The sequence below is a fragment of the Ruegeria sp. CDSC068 genome, from assembly GCF_059610545.1.
This window is the reverse complement of record NZ_JBXWNV010000004.1, coordinates 199,698-215,321: the sequence shown is the minus strand read 5'-3', so window position 1 is coordinate 215,321 and position 15,624 is coordinate 199,698. Positions and strand designations below refer to the sequence as shown.

Genomic DNA, 15,624 nt, shown 5'->3' with positions numbered 1-15,624 from the left:
TTTGTTGCATCTTTGCAAATGCAGAATACCGCACGAAACCCAATTTCCTGAGTATTTACGTATGTTTCGCGATCAGCAGTGTTTCGTTACAAAAAGTTGATCAAAGAAATGCGACGATGCCCCTTTAAATGCCAAAAAACGTACATGTTTGCAATTGAGACTTCCCGGGGTCTGACCCCACCTTCCGAAAATGGGCAGATTCGGGCAAAATCCCGCTCAAAACGGGTTCTGTGATGGGTAAATCGGATGATGAAACCCACCAATCAATTGCTGGTGTAGAAGAAAGACAGCTTGCGGCTGACCCCACCTGGCGGCAGCGGAAAGGGCGAAGCCGCCTGCACTTGCGCCCTTGCGGCCCGGTCAACATCGGACGACCCTGAACTGTCGATGACATCGACCCATGCCAGCGTGCCATCGGGATTGATTTCGAAAAACACCTTGGCAAATCCCCGGGCAGCAACAAATACCGGGGGTGCGCGGTTCAGGTGGACCAAGACCTCACCCGCATAATTGGTGGTGTCCGAATTGCCGGGGCCACGCCCGCCCGAACGGCTGCTGCTACTGCCGGACGTGAAGGCATCCAACCCTTCGCGCCGATAGGCGTAAAGGGGCGATTCAACCACCTCTGACGGAAACTGCAACTCGCTGAAGTCCCGCGCACCATTCAGCACGCCCCGCCGTTCCGGCGTCGGTTGGCGTTCAGGGCGCTGCGGCCGGATCGAAGACGTCACGGCCAGTTCTGTCACGTCTTCATTTGCATCCTGGTCGGTTGGATCAACCGGATCATCCGGCTCAATCGCCTCGGACTCCAACGGTACAACAGGGATCGCGGCCTCGGGCGACGGGTTGACCGGCAGCGCCGCCAGCTCTTGCGGTTGGGGCGATACGGGCTGGACCTCGGTCGCGACCTCTGGCTCGACCGCGACTGCCTCGGGGATTCCTTCGGGCACATCGGTCGCTGTTTCCGCCTCAACCGGTGGGGTTTCGTCGACATCTTCGCTGGCGGCGGCATCGCCTTCGGATGTGTTTTCGGTCTCTGCCACATCAGGCTCAACCGGTTCCGTGGCAGTCGGCTGGACCACTTCGGCTTCGCCGATGTCAGGCGCATAAACCTCCTGCGGGTTTTCAGACGCCACAAGCGCCTCACTGACCGGGATTTCCGGTTCCTCAGGCAGCCTTTCAACCGGTGGCTCTGGTGCCTCGGCCGGTTCAGGTTCAATCGGTTCGGCGAAAACCTCGGCAAGATCCTCGAACGTCGTGCTTAGCTCAATTGATTCAGGCGCTTGGCCGCCTGGCGCGTCTTCTGCAAGCCGCTGCCCGGTCACGCTTAACCCCATCAGGTGCAAAAACAGCGACACCAGAATGGCCACCACCGCAATCATAACCGACCGGCGGATCATTCCAGCGCCTTCTCGGTCACAACAAAGACGGATGACGCGCCCAGACGGCGTAAAGCACCGGTCACCTCGATCAGACGCGGGCCCGGTGCGTTTCGGTCGGGCACGATGCGCACGGCTTCGTCCCCTTGGCCACGCATATGCGTTTCGGGATCTGTTGGCGTTCCACGATAGCTCAGCGTGCCGTCGGCGTGCAGGATCAGCGCATCAGGTGGCTCGCGCCCTTCAAGGTCTGCGGTGTTCACGAGCTCAAGATCCGGATCCAACGGCGGGGCCAGCGTGCCGGTGAGCAGGAAAAAGATTAGCATCAGGAAAACGACGTTGATTAGGGCAATCGTCGAGTCACGTCTGCGTTTGGGGCGCCTGTACTTGATCATTCCAGCACCAGAACGCTTAACCCGTCACGCCCGCGCAGCCGGACCAATACGTCGATGACACGCTGCGCCGTTGTATCCGGGTCCAAACTGACCAGAACCTGCCCGGCCTCCAATTGCGTTTCCAGATCATTGAGAGAGACCGTTTGCCCGTTCAGCACCAGCCGCTCCGACCCCAACTGCAGGAACAAGCGCTCGGTCGGTGTCGCCGAAGTCGTACTGCCGCCCACTGCGTTGCTCAGCTCGATTTCGCCATATTTGGAAAAGGTAGAGGTCAGCATGAAGAACAGCAACAGCAGGAAAATCACGTCGATGAGCGGAGTCATCGACATGGGACGCCGTACGAAGGGTGCGGTGTTACGCATGTCCGGGGGCGGTCGCCACAGCCTGCACATCGTCGGCCTGCGGAACGGCCTGCCCCGGCACCAGAATTGTGCGCAGCGCCTTGTCCGCAAAGACCCGTTCGCGCGCCGTGCGACTCTCGAACCAGGACAACAGCATCGAGGTCGGCATCGCCACGGCAAGCCCCACAGCCGTTGTCAGCAGGGCAACCCAGATACCTCCGGCAAGCAGGGATGGGTCGACAGACGATCCAGCGGATTGCAGGCTGCGAAACGCCTCAATCATCCCCAGGACCGTGCCAAACAGACCCAGCAGCGGCGCAAGCTGCGCCACGGTGTCCATCAGTCTGAAGCCGCGCTCAAGCCCGGCAAGCGCCAGACCTGCCTCGGCATCCAGCCTTTGGTCCAGACCCGGCGTATCTGAGGCATTCATCGCAACCCGTACCAGTGGGGCAAGGTAACTGCGGCTTTTGTCCAGACGGGCGTGGGCGGTTTGCGGATCGCCCGCATCCCAGGCAGCCAACGCCTCGGACAACACCCGGTGACGCCCGACCCCGGATGCTGCGAATTGCCAGAGTTTGTAAAGCGTGACCGCAACGGTCACCACTGACATCGCGATCAGGATCGCAACAACAGGCCCGCCCAGATCAAGGATTTCGCGCAGCGCATCAAAGGGGCTCATCCAATCAACTCCACATCTGTTCGGCTTTGCAGTTTCAAGGCCTCATGACAGACCTGACTGTCCGATCCGGCGACAACGCAGGTATTTGCACCGTTGATCAAGGCTCTACCAACAGCGCCGCATGTCATGCCGGGAAGATCGAACTGGCGAACGCGTGGTCGATCGACAGGCAGATCACGAAAATTGAATAATGATAGGCTGACCACACTACCAGAGGCATCGAAAATTACGGTTTCATAGCTAACAGCATCAATTGCTGCGCCTGTTTTGTTTTCGATCACAAAGGTCAACCTACATGCCTGGCCAACATCCTGAACCGTATTGAGTTCCATGATCAAACCGGTTGGTTTGTTTTCCTCTGACTGGGCCAATGCTGCTACTGGCAAAGAGCAAAAGCTAAGAAAAACAAGTGCCGAACGGAGAAACAACATTGACACGCTCCTAGTTAATCAATGCGGAAATCTATAGACGGCAAGGCTCCGCTGCTGCTGGAGTACACATAGTCAAGACAGCAAGAGTGTCAAAGAGTTTCAACAGCTTTTCAAAGGCCCACGATCCGGTGCTCCGAGAACTTAGGTTTTATTGCGTGGGTCAGTCAGGCAGAGTTGCAAACGCGCAGGCCACCAGCCATTCCATCGCATTCGACTTGATCCCATGTTCGGCCGCGATTGCAATACTGCGGCTTTCAAAAATCTGTGTGTAGATAGGCCAGGCTTCCTGATTGGGTGGGTAGAACGCTCCGGCGGTCTTACGCTGCTCCCATTCATACAACTTCCCCCCCGCTACGCCGAAACTGATCTGTCCGGGGATTTTTTTGCCACTGAGTTCGTCCGTAAAGAGCGGGTCAGAAAATTCCCGATGCCCCAGCCCTTGCACGAAACTCACGTTGGCGGGGTTACATCCCAGTCCGAACCACATTCCCTCAACTGCAGCGTTATGCACCTCCGTGGTCGCCTCACCTTCTGACGCGAAGTACATTGCCATTTGCCCCGCCCGCCAGTTCGAACCGGGGCCAAAGCGTAGCCATCCCAGGCCCCAGGGATAAGCGGCAGTGTTGTGCAGCCCGAAGTCGCGCCCCATGCGCTTACCGTTCAGGGCGCGCTGTTTGATCCACCCTTCGATGGTTCCGACGATCGCGGCATTAACCTCTCGACCCTCGCGCGCGGCTCGCACATATTCAAGATAAGCGGCCGGAAACACTTCTTTTTTTAATGAAGAGTCTGGCTTCTCGGCTTGCGGCACGAAAGGGTTTTGGTCTTCAAATACCTTGCGCGCTTGAGGATCTCCGCTAGCTCGGTAGACAGTTGCGGCCGCGGCGATACGGATCTGGTTAACTCTACTAAGTGCAGAGTCAGAAAACCCGTCGGTTGGCTGTTGTTCGGCCCAAAGCCAAGCGCGTGTTGCCTCAGCGACGATGGCACTTCCTAGAACGGTATCGCCGCAGACATGATGGATCACATGGCCCAGCTTTGCAGCCCCATAAGCAAAACGATAAGCAGCCCAATCCTCTGGGCCATATGCATATGCTTTCTGAACAGGGTTCCATGATACTGAGCCCAGAATTCCGCTGATGGAATACTCGACCCCTCCGATAATCGCACCATTTTCGTGCTGAGTTCGACGCCACAGCGATGCCCCCCAAAGTGCCTCGTGGATCAGATCAGGCAGAACGGTTTCGCCGTCACCCCTATCGTCATCGTCTTTGCGCGATGCGACATCTGCGTGCGAGAAGGTTTTTTTGCTTTCCGGAAGGTTCAGGTTCAGACTGCGACAATGGGGGAAGGTCTCGACGATATCGGCCATGTGGAAGACGACATCCATATGTTGAATGCGCCGATCCCAATCCCCGGCATCATGCCAACCGCCCCAAGCTTTGGGGTTGGCCTTCATAGATGAGCGCTCGGGTGCCGCGTCTGACCCGCCCAGAGTGTTTACATTTTCTGACAGCGCTTTTGGGGCCCGCACCTTGCCGTAGCCATCCCTCATATTCCCAAGCTTCAAATCCGTCTGCCAGACCGTCAGCCCATCTGCCGGATGCCCGTTGCGGGGACGGGTTCGGCCCTCACCATAAGGTGCGGCGATCTCACAGCCAGACCTTTGATGGAAATACCATCGGGCAGCCAGGCGGAGCGCTTCATCATAGGCCGCTAGGGATACGTTGAACGGGAATGACCGCCCTAATCCAGATACCTGAATCTGGTATTCACCATCAAGTTCAAGGTCGGAGAAGTCGGCCTCATAAATACTGCAACCATTGAAGTTAAGGCCATTCCGATGTGGTTCTTCGGAGGGTTTGGCCAAGGTCAAACGACCCGATCGAACAACGGCGCCATTTTGCGTAGATACCAAGCTCCATTCAGTTGCGGGTGACAACAATGCATCAGTGCTGCCATTTTTGCCGACCTGATCCTGTCCCAGCCAACTGCCGACATAAGCCTTTTTGGGCCCGGTCAAAGGATAGCCCGCCTGACACACATGGATGGATTCACTGAATACGTCTGGGTCTTTTACATATTCAGTCTCGGCAAAGGATGGACCCGTGATGCTCAGAACAGCACCTTGAGGAATGGCGCGGTCAAGTTCCAATGTCACCAAATGCCGCTTGGTGCTTTCCCACCGACGATCAGCAACGGCTAGCGTGCGAATGGGCGAAGACTTGCGCCAGAGACCGACAATGCCCGCTGGCTGTCCGTCAATCAGAACACGCCAGTTGTCGGTTCGATCCGCCGCTGCCTGCGGCTGAATCGCAGAGTTACCGATGCGAAAACCGTCCTTCCGACTTTGCTCCTGAACCTTAGGCCAGGCAGTAAATATTTGCGGCGCTGTGGTATGCGCATCGCCCGAGAAATAGCCCGGCAATCCGTTCAGCTTGCCGGACGCACCAAACCCGTTTGCCGGGTCCGGTGACCAGCGAACCCGGTCGGAACGCAACACTTCGACCGGGGTCGACATGTCCAACATCGTGTCTATCACCGTCAATTGGAACCCATTCTCTCCGACATATCCAATATCGGCCTTGTCGGCGGCGGCCGCTGTAAAACTGGGCGCTAGCGTAACCACAATTGGCGCGGCGGCCACCGCCGTGCCCCGCAACAAAAATGCCCGCCGTGAAAGTTGCATTTGCCCCATCCCCTCCATAGGCGCGAGAAAGCCCCTAGCCTAAGCTTACACCCTTCGATCCAAACTGCGCATGAACCTATAGATCAGTTTTGGGCGAAACAGGCTGTCAGGATACATAAACATCCCACAGACGCCCTCCAACAGCGCTAGCGGTTTGCGCCCATACTGATATTGGTTCCGAACCCCGGACCAGAAGATATCAATCTTCCGCGCACGCAGCAGGAATCGCAACCGCGACCCGAAGGCTTGCCGCATTGCCGGGTTGGCTGAAACCTTTTCGATGCACGGCACTCGCCGGGCAAAAGCGGGATCACGGGCTCTGAAGTTCGCTCCGCTGGCCACCTGCCGATAATACAAAAGTGGCGGTCCTTCGACTACGGCGAACCCTCCGATCAAAGCGACACGGCACCAGAACTCCCAATCCTCGCCATACACGAGGTCTTCTTCATAACCGCCGGACTGCCGCGCTGCATCGGCTTTCATCGCAAGCGCACCGCCATTCACCACGTAGTTTTTACGCAACAACACAGCCAATTGGTCCTTGCTAGGAACAAGTAAGCGGTTGTCCGCGCCATTCATCTCCTGACCCACGGTGTTGATCCGTTGAACACCGGCGATGGCTGCAACGGCGTCGGACGTTGCCAGCACATCCGAGTATCTTTGCAACGCTTCAGGGTGCAGCAAATCGTCCGCATCCAAAAACAGCACGAACTTTCCGAGCGCTAAACTCAAACCTAGGTTGCGGGCCGCACCGACACCTTTGGCCCGGCCAGTCACTGGGGTAAAACGCACGTCGCGCATAGCGAAACGCTCCAAGATCTCACGGGTGTCGTCTGTCGAGCCATCGTCAATACACAAAACTTCGAATTCCGTCATTGTTTGCCGGCATACGCTTTGTAGCGTTTCCTCGACATAGCGCTCCATATTCCGAGCGGGAATGATGATCGAAAACTCAGGTTTTGAGTTGTCCATATCAGCCCCCTCCTGCTCGGTCCAAGCGGACGGCAGCTGTATTGTATTCGTCGAAACGGATCTGCAAAAAGGCCGCCAACATCCCGGCCCCACGATAAATTTCGAGCGCTCCTTTACAGCATCTTGCCTTTGACCCGAAACCAAGGAAAACGCACATCACAAGCCCCCAACCTATAGCCGCAAAACCTTTTACCACACGTATCGGTATTCCCTTGCGACGGATTTGAGCTATCCGCGCCAGTGTATGCCCCATGCGAAACCAACGACGCCTGAGCCAATGCATCGTCGCCCGGTGAGCTGGGATATGATCCCAGACCAGAGCCTGCGCAGCAGCGCGGATAGTTCCGCCCGATTCGATCCGAAGTCGCGAAAAAAACTCCTCATCCTCTCCGCCAGTGGTGTTAAAGCGGGCGTCGAACCTCATGGTCTGTTTTCTAATGATGGCAGCATCCGCCATTGAATTGTTGGTGGCAGCTGATGGAAGTTCAGCCCCCTGCTCATAGGGACCCATTCGGAACAGGTTCAGTTGTTTGACCCAAGCGGGTGGGGCTTCGTCGTAACGCGGTTCGACAGCTCCCTGAACCGCAACAGTGTTTGGTAAAATCATGGTTCCTAATAACTCTGCCAACCAGTTTTCAGAGGCGGTTTCATCATCATCAAGAAATGCAAAATAGTCCGCATCCGGAGGGGCCTCGGCCAATGTCCGGTTGCGCGCCGATACAATCCCGCGTTCGTGTTCCAGAACGTAAATCACTGGCCAACATGACAAATCCTGAATTTCGCCCAGAACCGAACGGGCCGTCGTAGCTGGAGCGTTGTCTGCAATCACGAGCGTTACGCGCACATCGCGGGCGCCAAGCTGCTGATCGTTCAGACTGTCAATCAATGCCCGCAATCCCTGTGGACGTTTATAGGTCGCTATACAGATCGCAACGTGGGTTCCCGCCTGAGATCGTGCGTCAACGCTCATAACCGACCATCTCTAGCGCATGCCCTGCTATTCTGTCGAACCTCGCCTTTTTTCCGTCTGACCATGATGCCCAGCGCTTGATCGGGTTGAAATCCACTGACTTGGTCTCTGGTTGCCAGCGCTCTTGATCCGAAGCCTTCGAGCGGGACGATCCACGAACGGGCATCTTGTCGATTTCATCCCAAGGGAACACGGCTTCATCCAACCCAATATGATACAAGGTTTTTCTTACGTATTCATGCGTATCGGCAAGGATATCTTCGTAGCGGACGACCATTGTATCGTCGTTACGGTTCAGGCCACCTTCGGCAAATGTCATGATGGCCTCGGCACCCAAACGCCATTCATCCGCCAGTTGGCGGAAATTTTTGCTCGTAAGTGAAAACCGAGAAAATGTCTTGAGCGAAGAGTCAACGACATCACGCCCGTCCCGAATGCACAGGATGATCTTTGCATCGGGAAAGATGTACCGCGCCAGTGACAGGTCATGAACGTGGGGGCATTTCAGCAATATGTTCTTACCATCAACCTGCGCTTGCAGTTCTCTGAACCAGCTGCCAGCAAGCATGGCCAGCACGTCATACTGGCCCAAGACTTCTTCGTTTCTTGGGAAGTATCGCAAGAAATCCCGAGTAAAAGCCGCAGCATCCCCAGCCGCGTGCAATAGAGGGAACTCATATAGACGACCCGGATCAGCCCCAACATCAGGGTGCATTGCGATGAGGTCGCGCAAGAAATTGGTGCCTGATCGCGGCATCACACCAAGCACTAAAACCGGAGTCTCGATGCTGCCACGCGCTTTTCGAGCTAATGCGGCAAGCTTCTCCCCTTTCTCCGGAGAGATAACCGGCAGAAAATCCTCGCTATCCAGAAAGCGCGCGCCCAGCAAACGCCGGGTCATCCGCACCACTTGGTTCAAGCGCATATCTCCAGCCATGTTCAAAGTGTTTGATACGCTCATAATTCACTCATTCGCTGCAGAATTGACAAAACTCATATCGCGCCAGGTCGGCCAGGGTAGAACCGCACGCCCAGTAAGTTGCGCCACATACTTAACATCTGATCGGAAATGCTCGACCAGCATCTCCCGCATTTCTGGCGTCGGAGGTGCTACCTTCGTCTTCAAGTGTTGCTTGTTCATCGAAATAGCCTGCTTGAGCCCAGGCGCTTTTTTGAGGTTTTTCACCAGATCCTGCATCCCCAGCGAACGCATCGCATCCCCTCCGTAGCGCAGCGTTTTTTGAACTACTGGGTAAAGGTAAGTTACGTTTTCGTGATGCCGTTCTGTGAGTGACGCTGGGTGCCGTTTGGGTTCAACACCAAGATGACCACACACTTGCTCATAAATTACATTTGGATTCGACGCGATGTCCTCGGAAAACAAAACCAGCAGAGCATCGCGATCGAAATTCGCCAGCCAGATCTCTAGAACAGCCTTGTATTGGCTTTGTAGTGAATATGCAGGATTTCGTTTCCATGCGGCTTCGAATGTTGTTTCTGGTGGGATATGGCCTTTGCGGATCTCGTGCATATGGTTCGAAAATGCCCGTTCGATTGGGTCTCGCAATATGCATATAAGCTTCAGATCCGGGCTATACTGGGCTGCGCGTTCAGCGGCGTCACGACTAAAGAAGTAAGTCGGCGAGCACTCACCCTTGATCGCATTTTCAGAACTGCCATGGAAATAGCTCTCGTACCATGTGTATCCACGGTCATAATTCGCCGTAAAAAAATTAAGCTCCTTGGGCTCGCTGGTCGCAATCAATGGATGCTCTGAGAGAACATGATGCAACCAAGTGGTTGCAGCTTTCTGCGCGCCAATTCCTATGAAATCCACTTTCGACACATGAATTCCCTTCTGAACAACTCAACCCACTAACAAGACAAGGGAAAAAGCCCCGAGCCTTTTTAACAATTCACTTTAACTTCAAAATATCTTTCTTAAGAACCACGCTGATCGTATGGGGGTACCTGCGAAAATGCCTCTTTCGAATGTGACCGGGGCCAGTCGCGGTACGGTGAAGCCATTCCAATCCGATTTTTTGCATCCAAACAGGCGCGCGCGCATAATCTCCGACCACATAATGAAAGCAACCGCCGCATGTCACGATCCAAGCGCAATGCTCCAGACGAGGCGTAATTTCGAGTGAAAAGAGTTGCTCCTTTGGCTTACCCAACCCAACCCAAAGAACATCGGCCTTACTGTCATTGATGTCAGCGACAACCGCGTCAACTTCAGACTCGTCAAAATAGCCGTTCCTCCGACCTGCTATGGTCAAGCCAGGATGAAGCTCAATCAGCTTTTCAGCGCAGGAACGGTTGATCTCTTCCGTGCCACCCAACAGATAGTAACTGATATCATGCTTAACGGCAGGTCCGGCTGCTGTGTGGATGAAATCTGTTGTCGCCGTGCGCTCTGGTATTGGCTTCGAACCTCGCGCAAATTTGGAAGCCCAGACAACGATCTGACCATCCGCATGCACTATGTCCGCAGAATTAATTGCCTTGGCAAATTGCGGGTCCTTTTCGTACAGCGAGATACCGTATGCATTAGCATCGAAAACAGTCAATGCGCGTTGAGCCTCACCGCTTCGCCGGCGTTTGACATCTTCGACCATCGCTGAGCTAAGTTCGGTATCGCTGACAAGCGCAACTGGCATCCCACTTACAATCACATGTGGCAAGCGCATCTTCAGAACTCGCTCCATCGTTACTCACTCTCAAAACAAATAGTACAAATACTTCTAACTTGAGCAACACTATCAAAGACCGCATTTTTTTTGAAACTAAAATTGCTCTCTGATCCCGTATTGATCTTGGATGCGCTGACAAGGTCAGCAATCAAAGCCGGCACTTTTCGATTTTGGCTTCAATATGAGCGATTCCGATACATTGTTTTTGGTAAATACAGTTTTTTCTGTTGCCGTCGCCCGTAAACCCTTATTGTCCAGTTATCGTTGTTTGAGATTGTTTATTGTTATGACTGATCAGTACCGAAAAGTTTTGGACGCAGAGCTTTCCGGTTTAGGCGTTGCTCCGGCAGGAGACCCTGAACTGCGAGTGATTTCGAGTATTGCTTGGGCGATCAGACGCTCGATCGGTTGGATTTTCCTGGCAGCCTTTGCAGTCGCGTTTGCCGCCTATGTTCTGACCTACACTTCCGATACCAAATACACCTCGAGTGCGAAGGTGATGATCGACACCCGCGTCCAAACCGAGACGCAGTTCACGACGCAAGTGTCCGGACTTCCATTGTCATTGACCTCTTTGGAGAGTGAGCTTGAACTGCTGCGCTCCACCGACATCATCGAAAGCGTTGTTGATCGTCTGCAATTGCAAGACGACCCCGAGTTTTCGGGCGCGGAAGCTGGGTTTTCCCTAAACCCAATCTCGTGGGCCCGCAGCTTGAAAGATGTGATTGTGAACGCGATCGGCGGAGACAATGGTGCGGCAGGCGATCTAGAACCCGAGGAACTGCGTGAAATTCAGCGCGCGGCAACTGTTGAAAAACTTCTTGAATCCAGGCAGGTAGAGCAGATCGGGGAGATATCAGCGGTTTACAGGATTAGCGTCACTTCAAAGTCCCCGCAAAAAGCAGCAAGTATCGCAAACTACCTGGCCTCTGAATACTTGACTGTTCTTACGCGAATGAAGCGCGATGACCTTGACCAGGCACAGCAATGGTTGTCGACACGGATTAACCAGATTCGCGAGGATCTTAATGTTCTAAGCTCCGAACTGGAGTCGCATTCGATCGAGACGCCGTTCTCGCCTGAGGAATATGCAACGATCAAAGCGCAACGCATCAAATCAGAGAAACGGGCGCAGCTGGTTGACGCAGAGATCGTCGCGCAGGACGGGCACCTCAGTACCATTCAAAACCTGATCAACGAGGGAAAAACACAGGAAGCCATTTATTTTGCTTCCGAAGTCGGTTTGATATTCCCCTCTGAAGCAATGGACACACCGGAGGAACAGGCCGAAGTGCTGGACACCGGAGTCAAGGCTCTGGAAACCAAACTAGAGGTCCTCAACGGCCAGAAGGTAACCCTCGAAAAGAGCATTGAAACCTTCAAGGAACAGCAGGTGCGTCAGGTCCAGCACGCTTCGATCACGAAGAGGATAGAAAATGAGATCCTTGTCGTTGAGACAATCTACAGGGACTTTGTTGCCCAACTTGGTCGCAGAGCCGAGCAAAGGAATTACCTTGATGCGGGAGCCCATATTATTGAACGGGCTCGCGTGTCCGTTGACCCATCTGCCCCCAAGAGGTCGTCCGTCGCTCTAACGACCATGTTTGCAGTTATCTTCTTGGGCCTCGGTTTTACCGTGGTTCGCGAACTGCTGCAAAAACGCCTGAGAACCACGTTTGAATTGGAGAACACAACGGGAGTAAAGCTTTCGGCGATCATTCCGGAGGTCAAAAACGAACCGCCGTTCGAAACTTTCTTTATGAACAACGGAAAGCTTGATCCGACGTTGATGCACTACGGCCGAAAACTTTTGGCCAGCAGCGCCATCGGCCTGCGAACAATGCGACCCGATGACGAAACTGCGACACCGCAGTCGGCCGATTTATTTGCCAAAAACTCGGACAACAAGCATAGAAAGCGGGTCGCCGAAGAAGGATGTACTATCTTATCTGGTGCAGCGGCTTTGCCAGATGAGGGAAATACCTCAACTCTTCTTCTGATCGGATCGGTGTGTGCGCAAGCAGGATATCGAACGCTAATCATCGATTGTGATACATTAACGTCCACTTATCGCGACCTGTCTCAGATGACAGCAGAGTCGCTGAAACTTGCGACAACTCATCCTCTTTCACTGGAAAACTATATCGTTGGAACACCTCAGGATGGTCTGGACATCCTTCCCTTGATCGGTGCCCAAGAGAACGAAGGTCAAATAAAGTCCGTGGAGGACTTTCTGTGTTCTACAGCTTTTGTTAGCCTACTCCGTTCACTTTCCGGAACCTACAATACCATCCTTCTGGATACGCCGCCGCTGTTGAGCGCAGTGGAATCAGGCTATCTATCGCAGCTCTCTGATCGAGTGATCCTGTTTGTTCGATGGAACGACACGCGGCGAAAGTCCATCCTTCAAGCCATGCGTGAACTTGAGAACGCCGGTGTACGACCCTCAGCCTTAGTCGCTACACGCGTAGACATGAAACGCGTCAAGCTCTACGGGGATCCAATTCTTGGGTAATCGCATTTAATGGTATTGCTGGGCACGCAGTTCACTAAAGTTTTTTGATATGGTTAGCGAAAGATCTGGCGCTCGCCAATCAGCACACTAATTTGCGAACTGTTGTCTGATCTCGGAATGCCACCGTCGACGCCATTCCTCATTGATGCGCTCGAAGCCTTCCAGCCGTTGCAGGGCAGCATCCCGCAGCATTTCACGAGTTTCATCGGGCATAAACATCTTCTTACCCTTAAAAACCCTAGGCGGTGCGTCGACTGCCGCGATCCGCTTCACAGCACCCTTCGCCGGGTCAACGAAGCTGACAATGCGGCTAAGTACTTCCGCCGGGTCCGCGCTCAGGCTTTCCAAGTAATCTATAATCACATTATCGGGGCCATAGGCGTTCTGCCACCTTTCAACCAGATCGACATAGCGCCGGCAAATATTCATCTGATACTCGACTTTTTCCCTGTAAAATGCGACCTCATCATCGATTCTGACAGCACGAGTGGACATTCGACAATGCGACCACAATTGCTCAAAAGGGTTTCGCAGAAGGATCACTATTTTCAAGTTCGGTAAATGTTTTTTGAGGTTTTGAACCTCGTCGTCGTCAAGCATATGGTAACAAGGCGAGATGTCACCGCTTATTCGGTTCTTTGGAAAAAGGTTAAGATACCAGTCCAGGTCCCGCTGAGCGGTAGCAAAACTGACAGCCCAGTTTAAGCGCTTTAGATCCTCTTTCCCTGTTGCAACTTGTTTGGCTATCTGAGCAACTGCGCGGCGCTCTTGACGGGCCGCCCAGTGTTTCGAGAACAGAAAGTTCCTGAGACCCCCATCGTAGCCGATTTTATTGTGCGCAAAAAATTTGATTTCTTTTACAGGTGACACGTAAATCTCGGTACGTTCCTTAAATAGAACCTGCAGGGTCGATGTACCGCATTTTGGCATCCCGATGCACAGAAAATCGGGTCCGCGCCGAGACCTGATCGTCGCACTCATGTTTGTTTCATAACCCATTTCAGACGCCTACTGCCGTATGACGTCGCATACCCGTCAGGTTTTTTCGAACGTCAGTCCAACAAATTGGGGCACCGGGTTGCTGAACTCTCGGGCCTAAATACGCAGGAGGAATTGTACACAAATGCATAAACTTAACTCGTCAACTTTTTGAACTCATAAAATTTGGATTTGATGATCTACTAACTCACGTTCTATGGGGCATTACGTAGCCAGAATCTCGCTACGCTCACTCGGTAAGTGGTGCATCTTCGGTGATTTCCTGAACAGAAATCTCCAGACTGTCACCCGGTCGCAATTGCGTCAGTTTGTCTGCGACAAGTTGCTGAAGCTGGCCGTCTTCGGTTCGAAAAATTGTGACCGTATAGTCGATATCGGTTATGAGGCTTTCCGTTCCAATCTCATTGGATGCACCTGCCAAGTATTTCGAAATTGTGTCCAATTGATGCTTGGCGTCGCGTACGGATAGGCTTGCAACCCGGCGCTCTTGCAGCAATCTCAACGTCCGTTCTTGTTCGAATTGTTCCTCATCGCGGATTAGCCGGGTCAAAATGAGACTGGTTCCCGCCAGATCTTCTTCAACTTCCAGCAGGCGCGTCGCGGACAACACCGTTGTACGACGCGTATCCGCGAGCCGCGATCCGGGTGCTAATCCTTTGTCGACCAAACTGACCACGCGAGCCTCTTCTTCTTCATCAGCTTCCAACGCCTTCGCCAGTTCAGTTATTTGCTCTTCCAGAATTCTGACTCTCTCGGCCGCCTGCTGTCTCGCATCTTCAAAGAACTCGCGTTCACCGGCCTCGTTTTCCTGGTTGATACTGCGGATCCTGATTTGCTCGGCGATCAATTCGGCCAGAACACTAGGCGATACTGTGACGGACTCGGGAACTGGCGGCTCAAGATCCATGTCCTGTGCGAGTTCACTCGAGCTGCGCCAAGATTGGACAAGCGCTTGCGCATGTTGCAGGGCAGCCTGACCATACGCAGTCTGCCAGCGCAGCAACTGGATTGGGTCGATTGTCACATCATCGGCCAGCAACATGCTGCGGACCCCACCCGCCAAGGCGACAGCCTCGCGCACGGTTATTGCTGGTCTGTAGTCTATTTCGCCGGTTCGAGCGACGTCGCCGCCGATTATGATGGGCCGGTATCCATTTCGAGCAATCTCAATCTCATCACCAGCGAGCTGGATTATGTAGATGTCGCCGTTAAGGTCGTACTGTTTGACGATTTTACCTGCGGCATCTTGCCGGACGAGCAGTTCCAGTCTCTCCAGAGATAGCCCTTGCGCACGAAATTGCCCCAGCCATTTCAGGTTTACATCGCCATGAGCGTCTATTGTGGCGTCAAAGGACAGGTCATCCAGCCCCGTTAGCGAAACGCTGACTTGATCTCCTGGTTCAAGGTCAAAGTCCGCCATCGCCGCTGTGGCTAGCATAAGGCAGGACAAACCAAGTGCGCATGCTGTGAATAGCTTCGACAAGTACCGGATCGGTTCAAGCATCCCAAACCACCTTTGCTACTTAATCTTCTCACCCATTAAGCCAAAATAAGCTCAGTC

At 53.8% G+C, this 15,624-nt stretch carries 14 protein-coding genes; 1 reads left to right on the top strand and 13 read right to left on the bottom strand.

All coding sequences use genetic code 11. From position 1 onward, the window contains the following. Window positions 1-263 precede the first annotated feature (263 nt). The 11 genes from AC2FID_RS10320 to AC2FID_RS10270 form a co-directional block, all read right to left on the bottom strand. The gene (locus AC2FID_RS10320; RefSeq protein WP_496836686.1) at window positions 264-1,400 is read right to left on the bottom strand and encodes an energy transducer TonB family protein; all 1,137 of its coding nucleotides are present in this window, start codon (window positions 1,398-1,400) and stop codon (window positions 264-266) included. Beyond that, window positions 1,397-1,774, bottom strand: a complete 378-nt coding sequence (locus AC2FID_RS10315) for an ExbD/TolR family protein (RefSeq protein WP_058272852.1) — start codon at window positions 1,772-1,774, stop codon at window positions 1,397-1,399. Before AC2FID_RS10315 ends, AC2FID_RS10320 begins: the two co-directional genes overlap by 4 nt. After that, window positions 1,771-2,103, bottom strand: a complete 333-nt coding sequence (locus AC2FID_RS10310) for an ExbD/TolR family protein (protein ID WP_496836684.1) — start codon at window positions 2,101-2,103, stop codon at window positions 1,771-1,773. The genes AC2FID_RS10315 and AC2FID_RS10310 overlap by 4 nt, the downstream gene beginning before the upstream one ends. Before the next feature lie 25 nt (window positions 2,104-2,128). After that, window positions 2,129-2,794, bottom strand: coding sequence for a MotA/TolQ/ExbB proton channel family protein (locus AC2FID_RS10305; RefSeq protein WP_496836682.1), 666 nt, complete (start codon window positions 2,792-2,794; stop codon window positions 2,129-2,131). Further along, complete coding sequence (locus tag AC2FID_RS10300; protein WP_496697375.1) at window positions 2,791-3,225, bottom strand: hypothetical protein; 435 nt, start codon at window positions 3,223-3,225, stop codon at window positions 2,791-2,793. Before AC2FID_RS10300 ends, AC2FID_RS10305 begins: the two co-directional genes overlap by 4 nt. Window positions 3,226-3,385: 160 nt before the next feature. Further along, the gene (locus tag AC2FID_RS10295; protein WP_282170111.1) at window positions 3,386-5,914 is read right to left on the bottom strand and encodes a cellulase N-terminal Ig-like domain-containing protein; all 2,529 of its coding nucleotides are present in this window, start codon (window positions 5,912-5,914) and stop codon (window positions 3,386-3,388) included. Window positions 5,915-5,959: 45 nt separating this feature from the next. Next, a complete protein-coding gene (locus AC2FID_RS10290; RefSeq protein WP_496705483.1) occupies window positions 5,960-6,886 on the bottom strand; it encodes a glycosyltransferase family 2 protein in 927 nt (308 codons plus the stop codon). 1 nt (window position 6,887) lies between these two features. Beyond that, window positions 6,888-7,856, bottom strand: a complete 969-nt coding sequence (locus AC2FID_RS10285; RefSeq protein WP_496836679.1) for a glycosyltransferase family 2 protein — start codon at window positions 7,854-7,856, stop codon at window positions 6,888-6,890. Continuing rightward, window positions 7,846-8,817 carry a sulfotransferase family protein gene (locus tag AC2FID_RS10280; RefSeq protein WP_282170108.1) on the bottom strand — a complete coding sequence of 324 codons (972 nt, stop codon included), beginning with the start codon at window positions 8,815-8,817 and terminating at the stop codon, window positions 7,846-7,848. The genes AC2FID_RS10285 and AC2FID_RS10280 overlap by 11 nt, the downstream gene beginning before the upstream one ends. Before the next feature lie 3 nt (window positions 8,818-8,820). Next, window positions 8,821-9,702, bottom strand: a complete 882-nt coding sequence (locus AC2FID_RS10275; RefSeq protein ID WP_282170107.1) for a sulfotransferase family protein — start codon at window positions 9,700-9,702, stop codon at window positions 8,821-8,823. Between the two features lie 70 nt (window positions 9,703-9,772). Further along, window positions 9,773-10,516 carry a WecB/TagA/CpsF family glycosyltransferase gene (locus AC2FID_RS10270; protein ID WP_496836871.1) on the bottom strand — a complete coding sequence of 248 codons (744 nt, stop codon included), beginning with the start codon at window positions 10,514-10,516 and terminating at the stop codon, window positions 9,773-9,775. Between the two features lie 214 nt (window positions 10,517-10,730). On the opposite strand from AC2FID_RS10270, the gene AC2FID_RS10265 reads away from it, so the two are divergent. After that, entirely contained in the window at window positions 10,731-13,064 is a 2,334-nt protein-coding gene (locus AC2FID_RS10265; protein ID WP_496697386.1) for an exopolysaccharide transport family protein, read from the top strand. 87 nt (window positions 13,065-13,151) lie between these two features. Here AC2FID_RS10265 and AC2FID_RS10260 read toward each other — a convergent pair whose 3' ends face one another. Beyond that, window positions 13,152-14,063: a sulfotransferase gene (locus AC2FID_RS10260; RefSeq protein WP_282170104.1), complete on the bottom strand. Its 912-nt coding sequence runs from the start codon at window positions 14,061-14,063 to the stop codon at window positions 13,152-13,154. A gap of 229 nt (window positions 14,064-14,292) precedes the next feature. After that, complete coding sequence (locus AC2FID_RS10255; RefSeq protein ID WP_282170103.1) at window positions 14,293-15,567, bottom strand: polysaccharide biosynthesis/export family protein; 1,275 nt, start codon at window positions 15,565-15,567, stop codon at window positions 14,293-14,295. Window positions 15,568-15,624: the final 57 nt, after the last annotated feature.

Coding starts and splice junctions, on each gene's coding strand:
- AC2FID_RS10300 (WP_496697375.1), bottom strand. CDS start 3,225: ATGTTGTTTCTCCGTTCGGCACTTGTTTTTCTTAGCTTTTGCTCTTTG.
- AC2FID_RS10315 (WP_058272852.1), bottom strand. CDS start 1,774: ATGATCAAGTACAGGCGCCCCAAACGCAGACGTGACTCGACGATTGCC.
- AC2FID_RS10295 (WP_282170111.1), bottom strand. CDS start 5,914: ATGCAACTTTCACGGCGGGCATTTTTGTTGCGGGGCACGGCGGTGGCC.
- AC2FID_RS10320 (WP_496836686.1), bottom strand. CDS start 1,400: ATGATCCGCCGGTCGGTTATGATTGCGGTGGTGGCCATTCTGGTGTCG.
- AC2FID_RS10285 (WP_496836679.1), bottom strand. CDS start 7,856: ATGAGCGTTGACGCACGATCTCAGGCGGGAACCCACGTTGCGATCTGT.
- AC2FID_RS10270 (WP_496836871.1), bottom strand. CDS start 10,516: ATGCCAGTTGCGCTTGTCAGCGATACCGAACTTAGCTCAGCGATGGTC.
- AC2FID_RS10260 (WP_282170104.1), bottom strand. CDS start 14,063: ATGGGTTATGAAACAAACATGAGTGCGACGATCAGGTCTCGGCGCGGA.
- AC2FID_RS10280 (WP_282170108.1), bottom strand. CDS start 8,817: ATGAGCGTATCAAACACTTTGAACATGGCTGGAGATATGCGCTTGAAC.
- AC2FID_RS10310 (WP_496836684.1), bottom strand. CDS start 2,103: ATGTCGATGACTCCGCTCATCGACGTGATTTTCCTGCTGTTGCTGTTC.
- AC2FID_RS10290 (WP_496705483.1), bottom strand. CDS start 6,886: ATGGACAACTCAAAACCTGAGTTTTCGATCATCATTCCCGCTCGGAAT.
- AC2FID_RS10305 (WP_496836682.1), bottom strand. CDS start 2,794: ATGAGCCCCTTTGATGCGCTGCGCGAAATCCTTGATCTGGGCGGGCCT.
- AC2FID_RS10265 (WP_496697386.1), top strand. CDS start 10,731: ATGAGCGATTCCGATACATTGTTTTTGGTAAATACAGTTTTTTCTGTT.
- AC2FID_RS10255 (WP_282170103.1), bottom strand. CDS start 15,567: ATGCTTGAACCGATCCGGTACTTGTCGAAGCTATTCACAGCATGCGCA.